The sequence below is a fragment of the Allobosea sp. BH3 genome, assembly GCF_025499465.1.
Taxonomy (GTDB): domain Bacteria; phylum Pseudomonadota; class Alphaproteobacteria; order Rhizobiales; family Beijerinckiaceae; genus Allobosea.
Window position 1 is genome coordinate 559366 of the sequence record NZ_JAIMCA010000001.1, and the last position, 16703, is coordinate 576068.

Here is a 16703-nt window from a genome sequence, read left to right on the forward strand (position 1 = left end):
CATGCACGCGGCCGACGACAGGTCATCCACTGCAGGCCCCGGGCAGCCGGGCTCCAAATACGAAAGGCTGATCGCGGCGGCCCGGAGCGACGCGCCGGCCGTGACGATCGTCGCGCACCCCTGTGATGCGACCTCCCTGCGCGGCGCGCTCGAGGCGCGCGATGAGGGCCTGATCACGCCGATTCTGGTGGGGCCGCGGTCCAGGATCCTGGAAGTCGCCAAGGCCGAGGGGCTGGATCTGGACGGCATCGAGATCGTCGATGCGCCCCACAGCCATGCCGCGGCAGCCCAGGCCGTGAAACTCATTCGGGAAGGGCGCGGCGAACTGCTGATGAAGGGCAGCCTGCATACCGACGAGCTGATGCGGGAGGTCGCCGCCTCCGCGACCGGGCTGCGCACGGAGAGGCGCATCAGCCATGTCTTCATCATGGATGTGCCCGGCCATGCCGAGACGCTGTTCATCACGGATGCCGCGATCAACATCTTCCCCGACGTCGACGCCAAGCGGGACATTGTCCAGAACGCCATCGATCTCTGGACAGGCATCGGCCTCGGCGTGCCGCGCGTCGCGATCCTGTCTGCCGTCGAGACCGTGACAACCAAGATCCCTTCCACGATGGAGGCCGCGGCGCTCTGCAAGATGGCCGATCGCGGCCAGATCACCGGTGCCCTGGTCGATGGCCCGCTGGCCTTCGACAACGCCATATCGCCGGAAGCAGCGGCCATTAAGGGCATCGAGTCGCCGGTGGCGGGGCATGCGCAGATCCTGGTCGTCCCCGATCTCGAGGCCGGCAACATGCTCGCCAAGAATCTGACCTTCCTCTCGCATGCCGACGCCGCCGGCATAGTGCTGGGAGCGCGCGTGCCGATCGTGCTGACATCGCGGGCCGACTCGGTGCGCACGCGACTGGCGTCATGCGCCGTGGCCGCGCTCTACGCCGCCGCCCGGCGAGGGACATCCTCGGTGGCGGCGGTCTAGGGCCTGTATTCATGATGGATGCGATCCTCGTGGTGAACGCTGGCTCGTCGAGCCTGAAGTTCCAGATCTTCAGCGTCTTCCAGGGAACGTTGACGCGCCAGGTGCGCGGGCAGCTCGACGGCATCGGGCAGCGGCCGCGCCTGCGCGCTTCCGACGCCAAGGGCTCGCCCCTGATCGAGATGACCTTCCAGCGCGAGGAGGTGCCGGACCTCCCGGCCGCGATCGACAGGACGCGAAACTGGCTGCGCAGCCTGGAGGGGTTCAGCCTCCTGGCGATCGGCCACCGCGTCGTGCATGGCGGGCCAGACTATGCCGCGCCGACCGTCATAGACCACGCGCTACTCGACAAGCTGGCGACCTATGCCGAGCTGGCGCCATTGCACCAACCCAACAATCTCCTGCCGATCCGGCTCGCGATGGACATCAACCCGGATGTGCCCCAGATCGCCTGCTTCGACACGGCCTTCCACCGCAACCATCCGCAACTGGCGGATTGCTATGCGCTTCCGCTGGCCTTTCACGCCGAGGGCATACGGCGTTACGGCTTCCACGGGCTGTCATACGAATTTGTCGCCGGGCGTCTACGCGAGCTGATGCCCGAACGAGCCGCCGGCCGCGTGATCATCGCCCATCTCGGAAGCGGCGCCTCGATGTGCGCCTTGCTGAACGGACGGAGCATGGAGAGCACGATGGGCTTCACCGCGCTCGATGGCCTGCCGATGGGAACGCGCCCCGGGCAGCTCGACCCCGGTGTCGTGCTGCACCTGATCATGCAGAAGGGAATGTCGGCGGAGGCCGTCTCGAAGCTGCTCTATCACGAGGCGGGCTTGAAGGGACTGTCCGGAATCTCAAACGACATGCGCGATCTGCTCGCGAGCAAGGATCCTCGCGCCGCCTTCGCGATCGACCATTTCGTCTATCGCTGCGCCCTCAATATCGGCTTGCTGGCGGCGGCGGTCGGCGGGCTCGACGCCTTGGTCTTTACCGCGGGCATTGGAGAGAACGCCCCCGAACTGCGGGAGCGGATCGTTCGCCGCATGGCGTGGCTGGGAGCGGAGCTCGATCCGGAAGCCAACCAGGCCGGCTCGCTCCTGATCTCGACGCCTGCCAGCCAGGTCGGCCTCTACGTCGTTCCGACGGACGAGGAATTGATGATCGCGGGCCATACCCTGAGACTGATCACCGCCACTCCCTGAGCCGAGGCCGCCAATGACCATTCCAACCGTCAAAGCGAAATTGCTGGAAGGCAAGAAGGGCCTGATCGTCGGGATCGCCAACGAGCATTCGATCGCCTGGGGCTGCGCGCGCGCCTTCCGCGCCTTCGGCGCCGAACTGGCCGTGACCTATCTCAACGAGAAGGCGCGCCCCTATGTCGAACCGCTCGCCCGCGAGCTCGAAGCACCGATCGTGCTACCTATGGACGTCGTTCAACCGGGGCAGATGGAAGCCGTGTTCGAGCGGATCGCGCAGAGCTGGGGCGAGCTCGATTTCGTTATCCATTCCATTGCCTTCGCGCCGCGCGACACCCTGGCCGGCCGCGTCGTCGACGCCCCGCTGGAAGGCTTCCTGAAGACGATGGAGGTCTCGTGCTGGTCCTTCATCCGGATGGCTCAGCTGGCCGAGCCCCTGATGAAGAACGGCGGGACGCTTTTCACCATGACTTATTACGGCTCGCAGATGGTGGTGGAGAACTACAACATCATGGGCGTGGCGAAGGCCGCGCTCGAATCCGCCGTCCGCTACATGGCCGCCGAGCTGGGGCCGAAGGGCATTCGTGTACACGCGATCTCACCCGGCCCCCTGGCGACGCGCGCCGCCTCGGGAATCCCCGAGTTCGATGCCCTGCTGGACAAGGCCAAGCGAAAGGCGCCGGCGCGGGAGCTGGTCTCGATCGAGGATGTCGGCACCGCGACGGCGTTTCTCGCGCATGATGCGGCCCGGCTCATGACCGGCCAGGTCCTTTATATCGATGGGGGCTATCACATCATCGATTGAGCCCGGGGCGAGCGGCGTCCATTAGGCTGCAATGTCAGCAGTGAGCGCATCTCGTGCCCGCACAGCCCGAATTGCCGTGCGGGCTTAGAAGCGAATTATGCATCCGCCTGGAAATCAAAACAGCGGAACGGAGCGATCGCTTCGACATCGATCTGCGCGCCGATCCCGGGCTCGGTCGGGACGGCGAGGCGGCCGTTCACGACCGCCTTTTCCGGCGGGTTGGCGAGCACCTGCACATAGTCGTTGGCATCGGGGAAGTACGGGTAGGTCTCCAGCGGCATACCGATCGCGGAGGCGGCCCAGACCTGCACCGTTGCGGCCGTGCAAAGCGAGCTGGCGCAGTTGTGGGGCGAGACGCGAGCATTGTAGCTCTCAGCCATCGCCGCGATCTGGATGGCCTCGAAGATGCCGCCGCAATTGCCGACATCGGGCATGACGATGTCGACGCCGCCGGTCTCCAGCAGGTTGCGGAAGCCCTGCCGCGTATAGACCCGCTCTCCGGCGGCGATCGGGATCGGCCAGCGGCCCGCCAGATTGCGCAGTCCCTGCAGGTTGAAGGGGTCGAGCGGCTCCTCGACCCAGGTGACGTCGAGTTCGGTGCAGACATCCATGAAGCGGATCAACTGATCGTTGTTCAGGCCGCCGCTGAGATCGAACATCAGTCCGATGTCGGGGCCGACGACCTTGCGCAGATTGCGCACGCGCTCGATCGCACGCTTGAACGCTTCGGTGCTCAGCGCGCGGCGCTGGACGTGCCGCAGCGTTCCGCCCTCCTGCCGCGTCGCGAGCGGATAGCACTTCAGGATGGTATAGCCGTCCTTCAGCGGGCGCTCCGCCGCCTTGGCCCATTCCAGCGCGTCGTCATGCGAGCTGTTCCAGCCATTCGCATAGACTTCGAGCGAGGGCTCGAACTTGGCGCCGAAAAGCTCGTAGACCGGCACGCCGAGGGACTGCGCCTTGATGTCCCAAAGCGCCTGGTCGATGGCGCTGAGGGCTGCGAAGACGATGGCGCCGCCGCCCTTGGTCCAGAACGAGTTGTCGTAGATCTCATGCCAGATGTTGCGCGGAAAGGTGGCGTCGGCACCGACGACCTTGTGCGCCAGGTCGCTCAGCATGCCGGCCGCGGCGTTCGCCCCGAGGCCATAGGCCACGGCGGCCTCGCCATAGCCCTTGAGCCCGTCCTTGGTCGAAAGCTCGACCAGCACGGGGTGCAGCCCGCCGCCGCGGATGTTGAATACGCGCATATTGTCGATCGTGAGCAAGGGGGTGTCCTTTCCGCTCGAGGCAAAAGCCCTCCCTCAGCGCCGTTGCACAGGGCGCCGCGGGCATTCCGCCGGATGTGAAAATGTCATTGGGTGAGGATGCGTTTCAGGAACAGCGCGAGCCGCTCGGACGAAGGCGAATGGAACAGCTGCTGGGGCGGCCCGACCTCCGCGATGGCGCCCTGATCCATGAACACCATCCGGTCAGCGACCTTCTGCGCGAAGCCCATCTCATGCGTCACGCAGACCATGGTCATGCCGGATGCCGCCAGTTCGATCATCGTATCGAGCACTTCCGAGATCATTTCCGGATCAAGGGCCGAAGTCGGCTCGTCGAAGAGCATGATCCGCGGTTGCATGCACAGCGCCCGGGCGATTGCCGCGCGCTGCTGCTGCCCGCCCGAGAGCTGCGCCGGATACTTGTGCGCGTGCTCGGCGATATGGACGCGCCGCAGATAGTCCATGCTGCGCTCCTCGGCATCCTTCTTCGACAGGCCGCGCGCCTCCATCGGCGCCAGCATGCAGTTTTCCTTGATGGTCAGATGAGGGAACAGGTTGAACGACTGGAACACCATGCCGACCTCCCGCCGCACCTGGGACAGCGTCTTCGGGCCGAGCTGAACGCCCTCGACGTTGATCTGCCCGCCCTGATGCGGCTCCAGCCCGTTGATGCAGCGGATCAGGGTCGATTTGCCCGAGCCGGACGGTCCGCAGATCACGACCTTCTCGCCCTTGCCGACCGACAGGGACACATCCTTGAGGACGTGCATGGCGCCGAACCATTTGTTTAACCCGGCGAGCGCGATCACCGCCTCTGCACCCGGAATCGCCGTGGCAGTCTCAGCCTGCATCGGTGGCCACCATCGCGAGCACGCGCTCGCCCTCGCTCAAGACGTGGTGTTCGCTGTGCCCTGCCGCGGCTTCACCCTCGCCGGCCAGGATCGCGTCGACGATCGGCGAGTGATGGCTGATGGCGACGGACAGGTTCGGCGCGGACGCGTAGGTCGAGTTGATGAACAGCCGGACCTGCTGCTCGACCGTCATATACTGGTCGAGCAGCCGGCGATTGCCCGAGAGCTCGACGATGGTCCGGTGCAGCGCGAAGTCCTGATCCACCGCGGCAGCGACGTCTGCGCGCTCGCAGGCGGCAAAGAACACATCCCGCGCACTCGTCAGGCGCGCTCTGCCTTCATCGCTGATCCGCTCGGTCGCCAGTTTCGCCGCCAGCCGTTCCAGGCTGCTTCGCAGAGTGTAGATCTCCCAGAGATCCTGCCGGTCGATGGTCGCGACGGCCCAGCCCGTATAGGGGGTCAGAACCACGAGGCGATCGCGGCTGAGCTGGTGCAGCGCGGTCCGGACCGTCCCCCGCGAAACGGCGAACTGGTCGGCCAGCGCCGCCTCAGTCAGCCTCTCGCCGGGCTTCAGCTCTCCGGCGAGAATGGACTCCTTCAGCGCCTCTGTTGCCAGTTGCTCCGCGGGCTGTCGCTTGAGTGCGGTCAGGCTCATCATATCGTGCTTTCTTCGGTTCCAAGCGATCAGCTTACGCCGCTGCCAGATCATAGAGATCACGCCGACCCTTGGCGAAACGGCGTTCGAGCGCACGCTGGATAAAGCCGTAGCCGACGGCGAGGATCAGGTACCAGATAGCCACCACGGCAATGACCTCGAAATACTTGAAGTTGGCGCTGAACAGATTTGTGCCGGTGGCGAAGATTTCCGGGATCGCGATGGTGAAGAGCAGCGAGGTGTTCTTGAGGAGGTTCACCGCCTGATTGCCCGTCGGCGGGATCGCGATGCGGATCGCCTGGGGCAGGATGACCTTCATCATCATGGATCGGTAGCTCAGGCTGAGCGCCTGAGACGCCTCACGCTGGCCCCGGTCGACGGACTGAATGCCCGACCGAACGATCTCGGTCATGTAGGCACCTTCGTTGACGCCGAGCGCGATGATGCCGGCCGCATAGGCAGACAGGTTTATCGCACCTCCGGTGAGGGCCGGCAGGCCGTTGTACCAGAACACGATCTGAACCAGCACCGGCACGCCGCGTATGGTGGTCACATAGAGCCGCACCAGCCTCTGCAGCAGCGGCACCGGTGAGTTCAGGACGATCCCGCCGATCGTCCCGATCAGGACGCCGATCACCATGGCCGTCGCGGCCACGGCGATGACGATGGCGACAGGCTCGAAGAAGCGCGTCGAGAACAACAGGCTGAGGAAGTAGTCGAGATCGAAGCGCATCCGGGCTTTCCGCGTTTGTGGAGGTCGTGCCTCAGTTCGCCTAGCGGATATCGCCGTCGGCGAGATTCCAGCGCTTCAGGATCTCGTCATAGGCGCCTGCGCTCATGGCTGCCTTCACGCCCGCCGCGACAGCGTCCTGCGTGGCGGTCTCGTTCTTGCGGATGACGATGCCGTTGCGGTTGCGCTCGGTGTTCGGCCCCTTGCCGCTCAGCACAGGGCTCGCCTCGACGAAATCCTTCGGGCGCTGCTGGATCAGGAAGGCCGCGACGGGCCAGTCGACATAGGCGACGTTGACCGTGCCCTTGCCGACTTCGTTCAGCGCTTCGCTCTGGTTGCTGAAGACCTTGAGTGTCATCGGCTTGCCAGCCGGGCAATCGCCCTTGACCCGCTCCAGCGCGGCCATCTGGGTGGAGCCGGCGACGATGCTCGCGGCCTGGCCGCAGACGTCGCTCTCGGTCTTGAACGTCAGGCCGCTGTCCTTCTGCGTGACGAGGCGCAGCCCGCCGACGAAGACCGGCACGAAATCGAACATCTCCTTGCGCGGCTCGGTAATGCCGATCTGCGAGGCGATGACGTCGAACTTCTTCGCGATCAGCCCTGGAAACAGGCCCTGGAAAGTGAGGTTCACGATCTTGGTCTTCAGGCACATCTTCTCGGCCACTGCCGTGATGAATTCCGGATCGAAGCCGGACGGCGTGTCGTCCTTCATGAAGCCCATCGGCGGCGCCGTCAGCGAAGTGCCGACCGTGAGATAGCCGGCCTCGACGAGGTTGGGGGGCGCGGGCAGGCATTGCGCTTGGGCCGGGACGGCCGCCAGGCCGGCAGCCGCACCACAGACGACGAGCATCGTGTTCAGGAATTTGAAGCGCATCACAAAACATCCCCTTCGTTTTCTGTCATGGTCGATTGTCGACAATCGACCATGACAGATTTGTCGCTTCGTGTGGTGATGTCAATCCCCACCAGCTAGGCGCCGTGGAGCCCGGTCATCGCTGGCCGCCTTCGACGTCCTCTGCGCGAGCGCATCAATGCGGCGGGCAACGTATGGACGGCCTCCTTCGCATCGCCATGAACGGCCGGAGACTGCTCGGCCATAGCGTTATCCAATTCGGCAGCGGCACGGTTGATGCTTGCCGAACTGCGAATAGCGACGCCGGCTCATCGCAGGTCTCGCTGGTCCCCGGTCGCTGCGTTGTTCCTAGGTCTTCGGGGCGAATGATTGTGTTTCGGCGACGGAGTGGCGCTTGAACGATCTGAAATGCCTGGAGACATTCGTGTGGGTGGCGCGGCTCGGCGGGTTCCGCGCTGCCGCCGCGCAGCTCCACACGACGCAGCCGTCGATCTCAGCCCGGATCGACCAGCTAGAGCAGCATTTCGGCGTCGTGTTATTCGGCCCGCCGCAGAAGCGCAGCACGCTGACCCGCGAAGGCACTGTCCTGCTCGAATACGCCGAGCGCATCCTCGCGACAATGACGGAGGCCCGGACCGTCGTCTCGCGGGCTGATGCCGTGCGCGGTGTGCTCAGACTCGGCGTGGCGGAGACGCTGGTGCACAGCCTGATGCCGCGGCTGATCGAGGTCATCAACACGAGCTATCCCGAGCTCGTGGTGGATATGATCGTCGACACCACCAATGTCCTGACCGAGCATCTGCTGCGCGGGCAGATCGATGTCGGCATGCAGGTCGGCCCGATCGCCGATCCGCGCGCGGTCAACGAACGCCTTTGCCATCTGCCGCTCGGCTGGGTGGCGAGCCCGGAGCTGCCGCTCGGCGAGGAGCCGCTGACGCTGATGCGTCTCTCGGAATGGCCGATCATCAGTTTCTCCCATGGCAGCCCGCTTGCCGAAGAGATTAAGCGTGCACTCGGGGGCGAGGGGCGCGAACAGGTGCGCCTCTGGGGCAGCGCTTCGCTGACGATCATGATCCGCATGGCGCTCGACGGGATGGGAAGCTGCATCCTGCCGCTGGCTCTGGTGCGCGAGGATATCGCGCGCGGCCGGCTGCGCAGGCTCTCGGTCGAGGGGGTGACCCTGCCGCCCAACGGCTTCCAGATCTCGTATCTGCGCAGGCCCAACAACTTCCTCGCGGCGCTGGTCGCGAGGCATGCCTGCCAGATCGGCAGAACGCTGGAAGATGAGGCGCGGTCTGATCAGAAATCCCGATCGGCGCGATCCAAAAACACAATTCGACAGGCGGCCGTCGATCGCCTTCAATTTCAGGCCTGAGAGCCGGCAGACAAAGGTCTGCTGCACGAAAAATGGACCGGGAGTTTCTAAAGAGAACGATAGAAGCCGCCGATCACGGCGGACGTTGGGGGAAACAGCCGCAACGCGAGGGCCACCAAGGGGAACACGAACAACCGAGGCTCAAAGCGATGATCAAGAGCATTATGGCCGGCACAACGCTGCTCGCAGCGATGGCCGCATCCGGCATCGCGTCCGCGCAGGCGCCGATTCCGAAGCAGACGATTTCTGCGGTCACCCAGCCGGTGCCGACCAACCCCCAGTTTACGCTCGTCGACGTCCCCCTGCTGCGCGAGGGCCTTCCCAAAGGTTCGAACGGGCAGATCACCGTCCAGCTCAGCTCGCATAGCGAGCGCAATCTCGGCGGCGCCGAGATCGTTCGCCTCGTCCGCTCCGGCCAGGTCGACATCGGCGCCGGCACGCTCTCCACGCTCTCTGGCGACGTGCCGCTGCTCGACGGCGTCGACCTCTCGGGCCTGAGCCCCGACATCGGCATGGCGAAGAAGATCGCCGAGGCGATGCTGCCGATCGTCAACAAGGATCTCGAGCGCTTCAACACCCGTCTCGTGGTGCTCTATCCCTTCCCGGCGCAGGTGCTTTTCTGCCGCCAGCCCTTCACTACGCTTTCCGACCTCAAGGGCCGCAAGATCCGCACCTTCGGCAATTCGCTGGTCGATCTCGTGCAGACGATCGGCGCCCAGCCGGTCTCGATCGGCTTCCCCGAGGTTTACAGCGCGCTCGAGCGCGGCGTCGTCGACTGCGCCGTCACCGGTACGGGCTCGGGTGCGGCGGCCCGCTGGCCGGAAGTGTCGAGCCATATCTCCGACCTGCCTCTCTCCTGGGCGGTAGCCGGCTACATGGTCAACCTGGCTTGGTGGAACAAGCTCGACGCCGGCACCAAGGCGCTGCTGGAGAAGACCTTCGCGCAGATGACCGACGAGCTCTGGAAGCTCGGCGACGCCGCGACTCGCGATGGCATCGACTGCAACATCGGCAACAAGGATGCCTGCAAGATCCATTCGCTGTCGGCCAAGCCGATGACTGAGGTCAAGGCGACGGACGCGGACAAGGCTCTCGTGCGCCAGATCATGCAGAGCACCGTCCTGCCCGGCTTCGTGAAGCGTTGCGGCGCGCGTTGCGGCGAGGTCTACAACCAGGTCATCGCGCCGATCGCCAAGGTGGAGTTCAAGCCTTGAGCGCAGCAGCCGGAGCCTCGGCTCCGGCTGCACTGCGGTTCGCCCGGGCCTTGCGCAGGGCGATAGACCGTGCGGCAGCCGGAATGGCCTATGTCGCGGGCTGGAACTATGTGGCCTGCGCCCTCTTCATCACCGCCGATATCGTCGGCCGCTCGGTCTTCGGCGTCTCCAGCGCCGCGACCGTCGAGATCAGCGGCTACATGCTGGCCTGCGGCATCTCCTGGTCGCTGGCGCATACGCTGGCCGAGCGGGCGCATATCCGGGTCGACGTCCTGATCAACCGGATGCCGCTCAGGCCCCGCGCCCTGCTTCACCTCTTCGCCCTGCTGCTGCTCGGCCTCTTCGCCGCCTTCCTCGCCTGGGCGGGATGGCAACTGCTGGATGAGTCTCTGATGTTCGACGCGCACGATAACAGCGCCCTGCACATTCCGATGGCCCTGCCGCAGGGCATCTGGGCCTTCGGGCTCGGCGCCTTCCTGGTCATGATCGCAGCGCTGGTGCTGGAGGCCGCGCTCGGTCTGTTCTGCGGCCGCTACGACGAGATCGCCGCGCTGCTCGGTTCGCGCAGCATCGACGACGAGGCCGAGGAAGCGCTCGAAGCCGTCGCCATGGCCCGGCAGGAGACGCGCGCATGATTGCCGTCGTCTTCCTGCTCGCCCTGCTCGGCGTCGTCGTCTTCGCCGCCGGCGCACAGGCCCTACCGGTGGCCGAGATCCTGGCGCTGGTCGCGATCTTCACCGTGTTCTTCGGCGCCGGCGTCCATGTCGCCGCCGTGCTCGGCATCCTCGCGGCGCTGACCGGGCTGATGTTCTCCGACAGGCCGTTCTGGGCCTTCGCCGGCCAGACCTTCTGGGGCCCGTCCAGCAATTTCGTGCTGATCGCGGTGCCGCTCTTCCTGCTGATGGGCGAAATCCTGCTGAGGGCCGGCCTCTCCGAACGGCTCTACAAGGCGCTGAACGTCTGGCTGAACCGCCTGCCGGGCGGCCTGCTGCACACCAACATCGCCGCCTGCGCCCTGTTCTCGGCGATCTCCGGCTCATCGGTCGCCACCGCGGCGACCATGGGTTCGGTGGCGCTGCCTTATTTCGAGGGGACGAAGTACAACCAGCGCATGGTGCTGGGCTCGCTCGCCGCCGGCGGCGCGATGGGCAACCTGATCCCGCCCGGCATCACCTTCATCGTCTACGGCCTCATCACCGAGACCTCGGTCGGTGCGCTTTACATCGCGGCGATCATCCCCAGCGTGATCGTCACGGCCTTCTTCATCGCGATCATCGTGATGCATGGCCTGCGCAACCCGATGGAGAAGCCTGCACCGCTGCCCCTCATGGTCAAGATCAAGGCGCTGCGGGATTTGGTGCCGACGCTGATCCTGATCGTGCTCGTCCTTGGCTCGATCTATGCCGGCTATGCGACGCCGACCGAAGCTGCGGCGCTGGGCGTGGTCGGGGCTGCCTTCTTCGCGCTGATCGAGCGCCGGCTCTCCTTCGCCATGCTGCACGCCTCGGCGCTGACGACGGCGCGCAACACGGCACTGCTCGGCCTGATCATCATGGGCGCCTATCTGCTCAACTACGTGCTGACGCTGATCAACGTGCCGCAGGCCGTCGCCGAGATGATCTCGCATCTGCCGGTGCCGCCCTGGGCGATCATGCTCGCGATCATCGGCATGTATTTCGCCCTCGGCACCTTCATGGAGGGCTTCTCCATGATCATCACCACGGTGCCGGTGGTGTTCCCGATCGTCACCGGCCTCGGCTACGACGCGATCTGGTTCGGCGTGATCGTGACCATGCTGGTCGAGATCGCGCAGATCAGCCCGCCCGACGGCACGGTGATGTACGTCCTGCAGGGCATGCGCCCGAAGGGCGGGCCGATCACCGACGTCTTCGCCGGCGTGATGCCCTTCCTCCTCGCCTATCTCCTGGCCGTCGGCGTGCTGCTGCTCTGGCCCCAGCTCGTGCTCTGGCTGCCCGCGCTGATGCGCTGAGCAGCCGGTCCTTCCCAACCTCATCCCTGATCATGACCGGAGTTCCCGTGACTTCCGCCCCCTTCATCCGTATCGGCATCGATATCGGCGGCACCTTCACCGACCTGCAGATCCTCAACGAGGTCACCGGCGCGCTATCGAGCCTCAAGACGCCGACGACGCCGGAAGACCCCTCTATCGGCCTCCTTACCGGGCTCAAGGAAGCCGGCGAGCGCTATGGCTTCTCGCTGGCCGACATTCGCCTGCTGCTGCACGGCACCACCATCGCGACCAACGCCGTGCTGGAGCGCAAGCTCGCCCGCGGTGTGCTGCTGACGACTGCCGGCTTCGAGGACGTGCTGGAGATCGGCCGGCATAACCGGCGCGACATCTACAGCGCCCGCCAGAAGCGCCAGGAGCCGCTGATCGGGCGCGACCGACGCTTCGGCGTCCCCGAGCGCATTAAGGGCGACGGCAGCATCGAGACGCCGCTCGACACCGCCCTGCTCGAACCATTGGCGGAAAAGATCGCGGCGGCCGAGCCGGGCGCCATCGCGGTCGTGCTGCTGAACGCCTATCGCAACGATGTCCATGAGAAGGCGCTCGCCGACTGGCTGGCACAGCGCTTCCCTGCGATCCCGGTCTCGCTCTCCTCGGATATCAGCCCCGAGATCCGCGAATTCGAGCGCAGCTCGACGACGGTGCTCAACGCGGTGCTTCTGCCGGTGGTCGGCACCTATCTCGACAGGCTGAAGACGAGGCTGGCCGAGGCCGGCGTCGCGGCCCGCCTGCTGCTCGTGCAGTCCAATGGCGGCGTCTGCAGCGCCGATGTCGCGAAGCGCCAGCCGGCGCGCCTCCTGCTCTCCGGCCCGTCCGGCGGCGCGCTCGCGACGCTGCGCATGGCAGAGGCGCTGGAGCGCCCGAACCTGCTCGGCGTCGACATGGGCGGTACCAGCTTCGACGTCTGCGTGGTGCGCGAGGGCGCGGTCACACAGATGACCCAGGGCGAGATCGACGAATTGCCCGTCCGCCTGCCGATGATCGAGATCAGGACCATCGGCTCGGGCGGCGGTTCGATCGCCTCGATCGACGAGGCCGGACGGCTACGCGTCGGCCCGCGCAGTGCCGGCGCGCGGCCGGGTCCGGTCAGCTACGGACGCGGCGGCACGGAGCCGACCGTCACCGACGCCAACCTCGTCATGGGCCGGCTCGACCCCCGCTACTTCCTCGGCGGCGCGATGAAGCTCGACCTGGACGGATCGCGCGCCGCCATCACGGCTAAGGTCGGCAAGCCGCTCGGCCTCTCGATGGAGGAGGCAGTCGACGGCATGATGACCGTCACCAACACCAGCCTTGCCGCCGCCGCGCGCCTCAGCCTGTTCGAGAAGGGGCTCGATCCACGTGACTTCAGCCTCGTCTCCTTCGGTGGCGCCGGCGGCCTGCACGCGATCCCCGTCGCGGAGGAGCTCGGCGTTTCGGAGGTGATCTTCCCCGCCGATGCCTCGACCTTCTCCGCCTATGGCATCCTGCATTCCGATATCGTCCACGATCTCGCCCGCAGCCGGGTGATGCCGGCGACAGACGCCAGCCTGCCGCATGTGGCGACCATGCTCTCGGAGCTCAGGGCCCAGGGCAAAGCCCTGCTCGACGAGGACGGCGTGCCGGCAGAGAAGCGGCGCTATCTGATATCGGCCGACCTGCGCTATCGCGGCCAGGCTTCCGAACTCGTCGTGCCCTGGACCGAAGCGGAAGCTACCTCGGAAGCGCTCGCCCGCGTCATTGCCGATTTCCACAAGGGCCACGCCCAGCGCTTCTCCTATTCGGACACGAAGGCGGCAGTGGAGCTCGTGGCGCTGCGGCTCGCTGCGGTCGGCGTGCTATCGACCGGCACGGCAATCGCCACCGCGGTGGTCGCCAGCGGCAAGCCGGAGCCGATGGAGGCCCGGCCGGTATTGCTCGACGGCGCCTTCAGCGACGTGCCCGTCTACCGGCGTCCGGCGCTGGCCGGCGAGATCGCCGGGCCGGCACTGGTCGAGGAGGAATACACCACGATCCTGCTGACGGCCGGCTGGGTCTGTGCGCCCGGCTCGATGGGCGCGCTGATCGCCCGCAAGATCTGAGCGAGACGAACCATGACCGCCATGACCAGAACCGCCGCTGCGAAGCCCGAGCTTGGCCCCGTCACCCTCGAAGTGCTGCGCAACGCCTTCACCGCCACCGCCAACGAGATGGACGTCACCGTCTGGCGCACCAGCCGCTCGACCATCGTGCGCGAGATGCTCGACTATTCGACCGCGGTGTTCGATCGCGACGGCTACAATGTCGCGCAATCGGCCCGCATCCCCGGCCATCTCAACTCGATGAGCGCGGGCCTGCGTACCATCGTCGCGGAGTTCCTGCCGCTCGATCAGTGGCAGGAGGGCGACGTCGTCATCACCAACGACCCCTATTGCGGCGGCCAGCATATCCCCGACATTCTGGCCTACCGGCCGGTCTTCGCCGAGGGCAAGCGCATCGCCATCGTCGGAACGCTCTGCCACCATCTCGACATGGGCGGCATGGCGGCCGGTTCCTACGCCGCCAGCGCCACCGAGATCTTCCAGGAAGGCCTGCGTATCCCGCCGCTGAAGCTCCTGCGCGGCGGCGTCATGAACGACGACGTGCTCGCCATGATGCTGCAGAACGTGCGCCGGCCCGACATGCTGATGGGCGATCTGCAAGCGCAGCTCGCCTCGCTCGCCGTCGGCCACGGCACGATGCTGCGCCTCGCGACACGCTTCGGTGCCGACACGATCATCGAGGCCTGCACGCGGCTGCTCGACGGCTCGGAGCGCGCCATGCGGGCGATGATTGGGCGCATCCCCGACGGGCGCTACAGCTTCGAAGACTTCCTCGACGACGATGGCATCCTGCCCGATCCTATCCGCATCCATGCCGAGATCGAGGTGAAGGGCGAGGAAATGGTCGTGGACCTCTCCGGCTGCGGCAAGCAGGCGACAGGGCCGATCAACGCGACCGTCGCCTCCTCCGGCTCGGCCGTCTACTACGCTGTGATGGCAATCGCCGACAAGGAGATCCCCGCCAATGCCGGCTGCTACCGGCCGGTTTCGCTGATCGTGCCGGAAGGGCTGATCGTCAATCCGCGGCATCCCGCCCCGGTCGCCAACCGCGTCGCAGTCGGCCACCGGCTGGCGACGACGATGTTCGGCGCGCTGCATCAGGCCGTACCCGGCCGCGTTCCGGCGGCCTATTACGGCGTCTCCTATGTCTGCTCCTTCCAGACCATCGGCGAGCAGGGTGAGCGCGGCGTGCTGGTCGAGATCGAGATCGGTGGCACCGGCGCCTATGACGATCAGGACGGGCTCAACGCCTTCTCCTACGGCATGCACAACAATGCCTCGATCCCGATCGAGATGATCGAGGCCGACGTGCCGCTGACCGTCACCGCTTACGGGCTGATCGACGGCTCGGGCGGCGCCGGCCGTCACCGCGGCGGACTCGGCCTCTTCCGCGAATGGCGCGTCGACAGCGCGGCCGCAGTGTTCACTGCCAATCTCGAGCGCTTCAAGTTCAAGCCGTATGGGCTGGAAGGCGGAGAACCGGGCCGCGAGGGCCATCTCTACCTCATCCGCAACGGCGAGCGGCAGGCGCTCGGCTCCAAGATCAACAACCTGCCGCTGTTGAAGGGCGACATCATCCGGCTCGAAACCTCGGGCGGTGGCGGCTACGGCCCGGCGGCGGAGCGGCTGCCGGCGGCCATTGGGAAAGACCGCCTCTGCCGCTATGCCTGATTGGCCTCGGAAGGCGTTCCCGACAAACGCGGCGGAAGCTGAGGCTCCGGCGTTCCGATGCTCGGTGCTCGCGCCTCAGCCTGCTTCGAGGTCTGTCCAGTAGCCGGCGCGATACCGGATCGGCAGGAAGTGTTCATGCAGATCGCGCAAAGTCGCGTCCGGATCCAAGGTGGCGAAGAGTTCCGGATGCAGCCAGCGGGCGATCCGCTGGAGCGCGACGAACTGGTATGGGCTGTTGTAGAACTGGTGCCAGATCGCGTGCACGCGCCGCTCGGCCACGGCCTTGCCATGGACGAAGGCCGGGCGTTGGGTGAGCGCGGCCAGCTTGCGCCGGGCCTCCGGCAAGTCGGCTCCCGGGCCGAGGCCGACCCATCCCCCGCCCGGCGCGAGAGCGTTCCAGTTGCCGCCGGTGACGATGACCACGTCTGGGTCGCGGGCGATGATCGTTTCGGAGTTGATCGTGCCGAACGTGCCGGGCAACAGGTCGGAGCCAAGATTGCGGCCGCCCGCCATCTCGACCATCAGGCCGAAATTCTCCCTTCCGAAGCTCATGCAGCAGCCATCAGAGTATCCCGGAATGCGATCCAGCATCACGAGGGGACGCTTCAGGTCTGGCATCGCCGCAATTGGCGTCGTCACGCGCGCGATCTGATCATTGCGGAAGGCGATGAACCGTTCAGCAACATCCTCACGCCCAAACAATTGCCCCAACATGCGAAGTGAAGGCTCGGTGTTGGCTCCTAAGCCTCCGACGCTAGCGGAGTTTCGCGATCCCGATACCGTCGAGTTTGGCGCGGTCCTTGATTGATTCTTCGCTACGAGTCATCGCTTTCGCAATCGCCTTCAAGGCCATGCCCTTTCCAGCAAGCAATTTCAGCTTCTGGAGCTCCTCAGAGGTCCAGGGTTGGCGGTGCCGTTCAAATCGCTCGGTCACAATCCGCTCCTGCTTTGCGCTCAGACTTGAGGAGCGATCTATAGCAGCAATAGCGATGAAATTGACCGACATGTGCCGAGGTCAACCACCGGGTC

Annotated in this window: 15 protein-coding genes and 1 pseudogene; 9 read left to right on the forward strand and 7 right to left on the reverse strand. The window is 65.8% G+C overall.

Annotated elements, in window-relative coordinates; genetic code table 11:
- Position 1: 1 nt before the first annotated feature.
- From BoBH3_RS02700 to fabI, 3 genes are read left to right on the forward strand one after another with little or no spacing between them, the layout of a single operon-like run.
- Entirely contained in the window at positions 2–979 is a 978-nt protein-coding gene (locus BoBH3_RS02700) for a phosphate acetyltransferase (protein ID WP_262329207.1), read from the forward strand.
- A 14-nt stretch (positions 980–993) separates the two neighbouring features.
- Positions 994–2175 carry an acetate/propionate family kinase gene (locus BoBH3_RS02705; RefSeq protein ID WP_262329663.1) on the forward strand — a complete coding sequence of 394 codons (1182 nt, stop codon included), beginning with the start codon at positions 994–996 and terminating at the stop codon, positions 2173–2175.
- Between the two features lie 13 nt (positions 2176–2188).
- Positions 2189–2974 carry an enoyl-ACP reductase FabI gene (gene fabI / locus BoBH3_RS02710; RefSeq protein WP_262329208.1) on the forward strand — a complete coding sequence of 262 codons (786 nt, stop codon included), beginning with the start codon at positions 2189–2191 and terminating at the stop codon, positions 2972–2974.
- A gap of 95 nt (positions 2975–3069) precedes the next feature.
- On the opposite strand, the gene BoBH3_RS02715 is transcribed toward fabI, so the two are convergent.
- The 5 genes from BoBH3_RS02715 to BoBH3_RS02735 form a co-directional block, all read right to left on the reverse strand.
- The gene (locus BoBH3_RS02715) at positions 3070–4236 is read right to left on the reverse strand and encodes a mandelate racemase/muconate lactonizing enzyme family protein (protein WP_262329209.1); all 1167 of its coding nucleotides are present in this window, start codon (positions 4234–4236) and stop codon (positions 3070–3072) included.
- Between the two features lie 86 nt (positions 4237–4322).
- Positions 4323–5087, reverse strand: a complete 765-nt coding sequence (locus BoBH3_RS02720) for an amino acid ABC transporter ATP-binding protein (protein ID WP_316045077.1) — start codon at positions 5085–5087, stop codon at positions 4323–4325.
- Positions 5077–5745, reverse strand: coding sequence for a GntR family transcriptional regulator (locus BoBH3_RS02725; protein ID WP_262329210.1), 669 nt, complete (start codon positions 5743–5745; stop codon positions 5077–5079). The genes BoBH3_RS02720 and BoBH3_RS02725 overlap by 11 nt, the downstream gene beginning before the upstream one ends.
- Before the next feature lie 31 nt (positions 5746–5776).
- The gene (locus tag BoBH3_RS02730; protein WP_262329211.1) at positions 5777–6475 is read right to left on the reverse strand and encodes an amino acid ABC transporter permease; all 699 of its coding nucleotides are present in this window, start codon (positions 6473–6475) and stop codon (positions 5777–5779) included.
- A gap of 40 nt (positions 6476–6515) precedes the next feature.
- Positions 6516–7346 (reverse strand): transporter substrate-binding domain-containing protein, encoded by an 831-nt coding sequence (locus tag BoBH3_RS02735; protein ID WP_262329212.1) that lies wholly within the window; start codon positions 7344–7346, stop codon positions 6516–6518.
- Between the two features lie 373 nt (positions 7347–7719).
- Between BoBH3_RS02735 and BoBH3_RS02740 the strand changes: the two genes are divergently transcribed.
- From BoBH3_RS02740 to BoBH3_RS02765, 6 genes are all read left to right on the forward strand, one after another.
- Positions 7720–8700 (forward strand): LysR family transcriptional regulator, encoded by a 981-nt coding sequence (locus tag BoBH3_RS02740; protein WP_262329213.1) that lies wholly within the window; start codon positions 7720–7722, stop codon positions 8698–8700.
- A 149-nt stretch (positions 8701–8849) separates the two neighbouring features.
- Positions 8850–9914 carry a TRAP transporter substrate-binding protein gene (locus BoBH3_RS02745; protein ID WP_262329214.1) on the forward strand — a complete coding sequence of 355 codons (1065 nt, stop codon included), beginning with the start codon at positions 8850–8852 and terminating at the stop codon, positions 9912–9914.
- Positions 9911–10549: a TRAP transporter small permease subunit gene (locus BoBH3_RS02750; protein ID WP_262329215.1), complete on the forward strand. Its 639-nt coding sequence runs from the start codon at positions 9911–9913 to the stop codon at positions 10547–10549. The genes BoBH3_RS02745 and BoBH3_RS02750 overlap by 4 nt, the downstream gene beginning before the upstream one ends.
- Positions 10546–11904 (forward strand): TRAP transporter large permease, encoded by a 1359-nt coding sequence (locus tag BoBH3_RS02755; RefSeq protein WP_262329216.1) that lies wholly within the window; start codon positions 10546–10548, stop codon positions 11902–11904. Before BoBH3_RS02750 ends, BoBH3_RS02755 begins: the two co-directional genes overlap by 4 nt.
- Positions 11905–11951: 47 nt before the next feature.
- Positions 11952–14003: a hydantoinase/oxoprolinase family protein gene (locus tag BoBH3_RS02760; RefSeq protein WP_262329217.1), complete on the forward strand. Its 2052-nt coding sequence runs from the start codon at positions 11952–11954 to the stop codon at positions 14001–14003.
- Positions 14004–14015: 12 nt separating this feature from the next.
- Positions 14016–15674 carry a hydantoinase B/oxoprolinase family protein gene (locus BoBH3_RS02765; RefSeq protein WP_262329218.1) on the forward strand — a complete coding sequence of 553 codons (1659 nt, stop codon included), beginning with the start codon at positions 14016–14018 and terminating at the stop codon, positions 15672–15674.
- A gap of 75 nt (positions 15675–15749) precedes the next feature.
- Here the strand turns inward: BoBH3_RS02765 and BoBH3_RS02770 are convergent.
- Both BoBH3_RS02770 and BoBH3_RS02775 read right to left on the reverse strand, forming a co-directional pair.
- Positions 15750–16400: pseudogene (locus BoBH3_RS02770) on the reverse strand (ABC transporter substrate-binding protein); the annotation flags it as partial.
- Between the two features lie 28 nt (positions 16401–16428).
- Positions 16429–16680 carry a hypothetical protein gene (locus BoBH3_RS02775; protein WP_262329219.1) on the reverse strand — a complete coding sequence of 84 codons (252 nt, stop codon included), beginning with the start codon at positions 16678–16680 and terminating at the stop codon, positions 16429–16431.
- Between the last annotated feature and the right edge of the window lie 23 nt (positions 16681–16703).

Coding starts and splice junctions, on each gene's coding strand:
- BoBH3_RS02735 (WP_262329212.1), bottom strand. CDS start 7,346: ATGCGCTTCAAATTCCTGAACACGATGCTCGTCGTCTGTGGTGCGGCT.
- BoBH3_RS02755 (WP_262329216.1), top strand. CDS start 10,546: ATGATTGCCGTCGTCTTCCTGCTCGCCCTGCTCGGCGTCGTCGTCTTC.
- BoBH3_RS02705 (WP_262329663.1), top strand. CDS start 994: ATGGATGCGATCCTCGTGGTGAACGCTGGCTCGTCGAGCCTGAAGTTC.
- BoBH3_RS02775 (WP_262329219.1), bottom strand. CDS start 16,680: ATGTCGGTCAATTTCATCGCTATTGCTGCTATAGATCGCTCCTCAAGT.
- BoBH3_RS02700 (WP_262329207.1), top strand. CDS start 2: ATGCACGCGGCCGACGACAGGTCATCCACTGCAGGCCCCGGGCAGCCG.
- BoBH3_RS02720 (WP_316045077.1), bottom strand. CDS start 5,087: ATGCAGGCTGAGACTGCCACGGCGATTCCGGGTGCAGAGGCGGTGATC.
- fabI (WP_262329208.1), top strand. CDS start 2,189: ATGACCATTCCAACCGTCAAAGCGAAATTGCTGGAAGGCAAGAAGGGC.
- BoBH3_RS02730 (WP_262329211.1), bottom strand. CDS start 6,475: ATGCGCTTCGATCTCGACTACTTCCTCAGCCTGTTGTTCTCGACGCGC.
- BoBH3_RS02725 (WP_262329210.1), bottom strand. CDS start 5,745: ATGATGAGCCTGACCGCACTCAAGCGACAGCCCGCGGAGCAACTGGCA.
- BoBH3_RS02745 (WP_262329214.1), top strand. CDS start 8,850: ATGATCAAGAGCATTATGGCCGGCACAACGCTGCTCGCAGCGATGGCC.
- BoBH3_RS02765 (WP_262329218.1), top strand. CDS start 14,016: ATGACCGCCATGACCAGAACCGCCGCTGCGAAGCCCGAGCTTGGCCCC.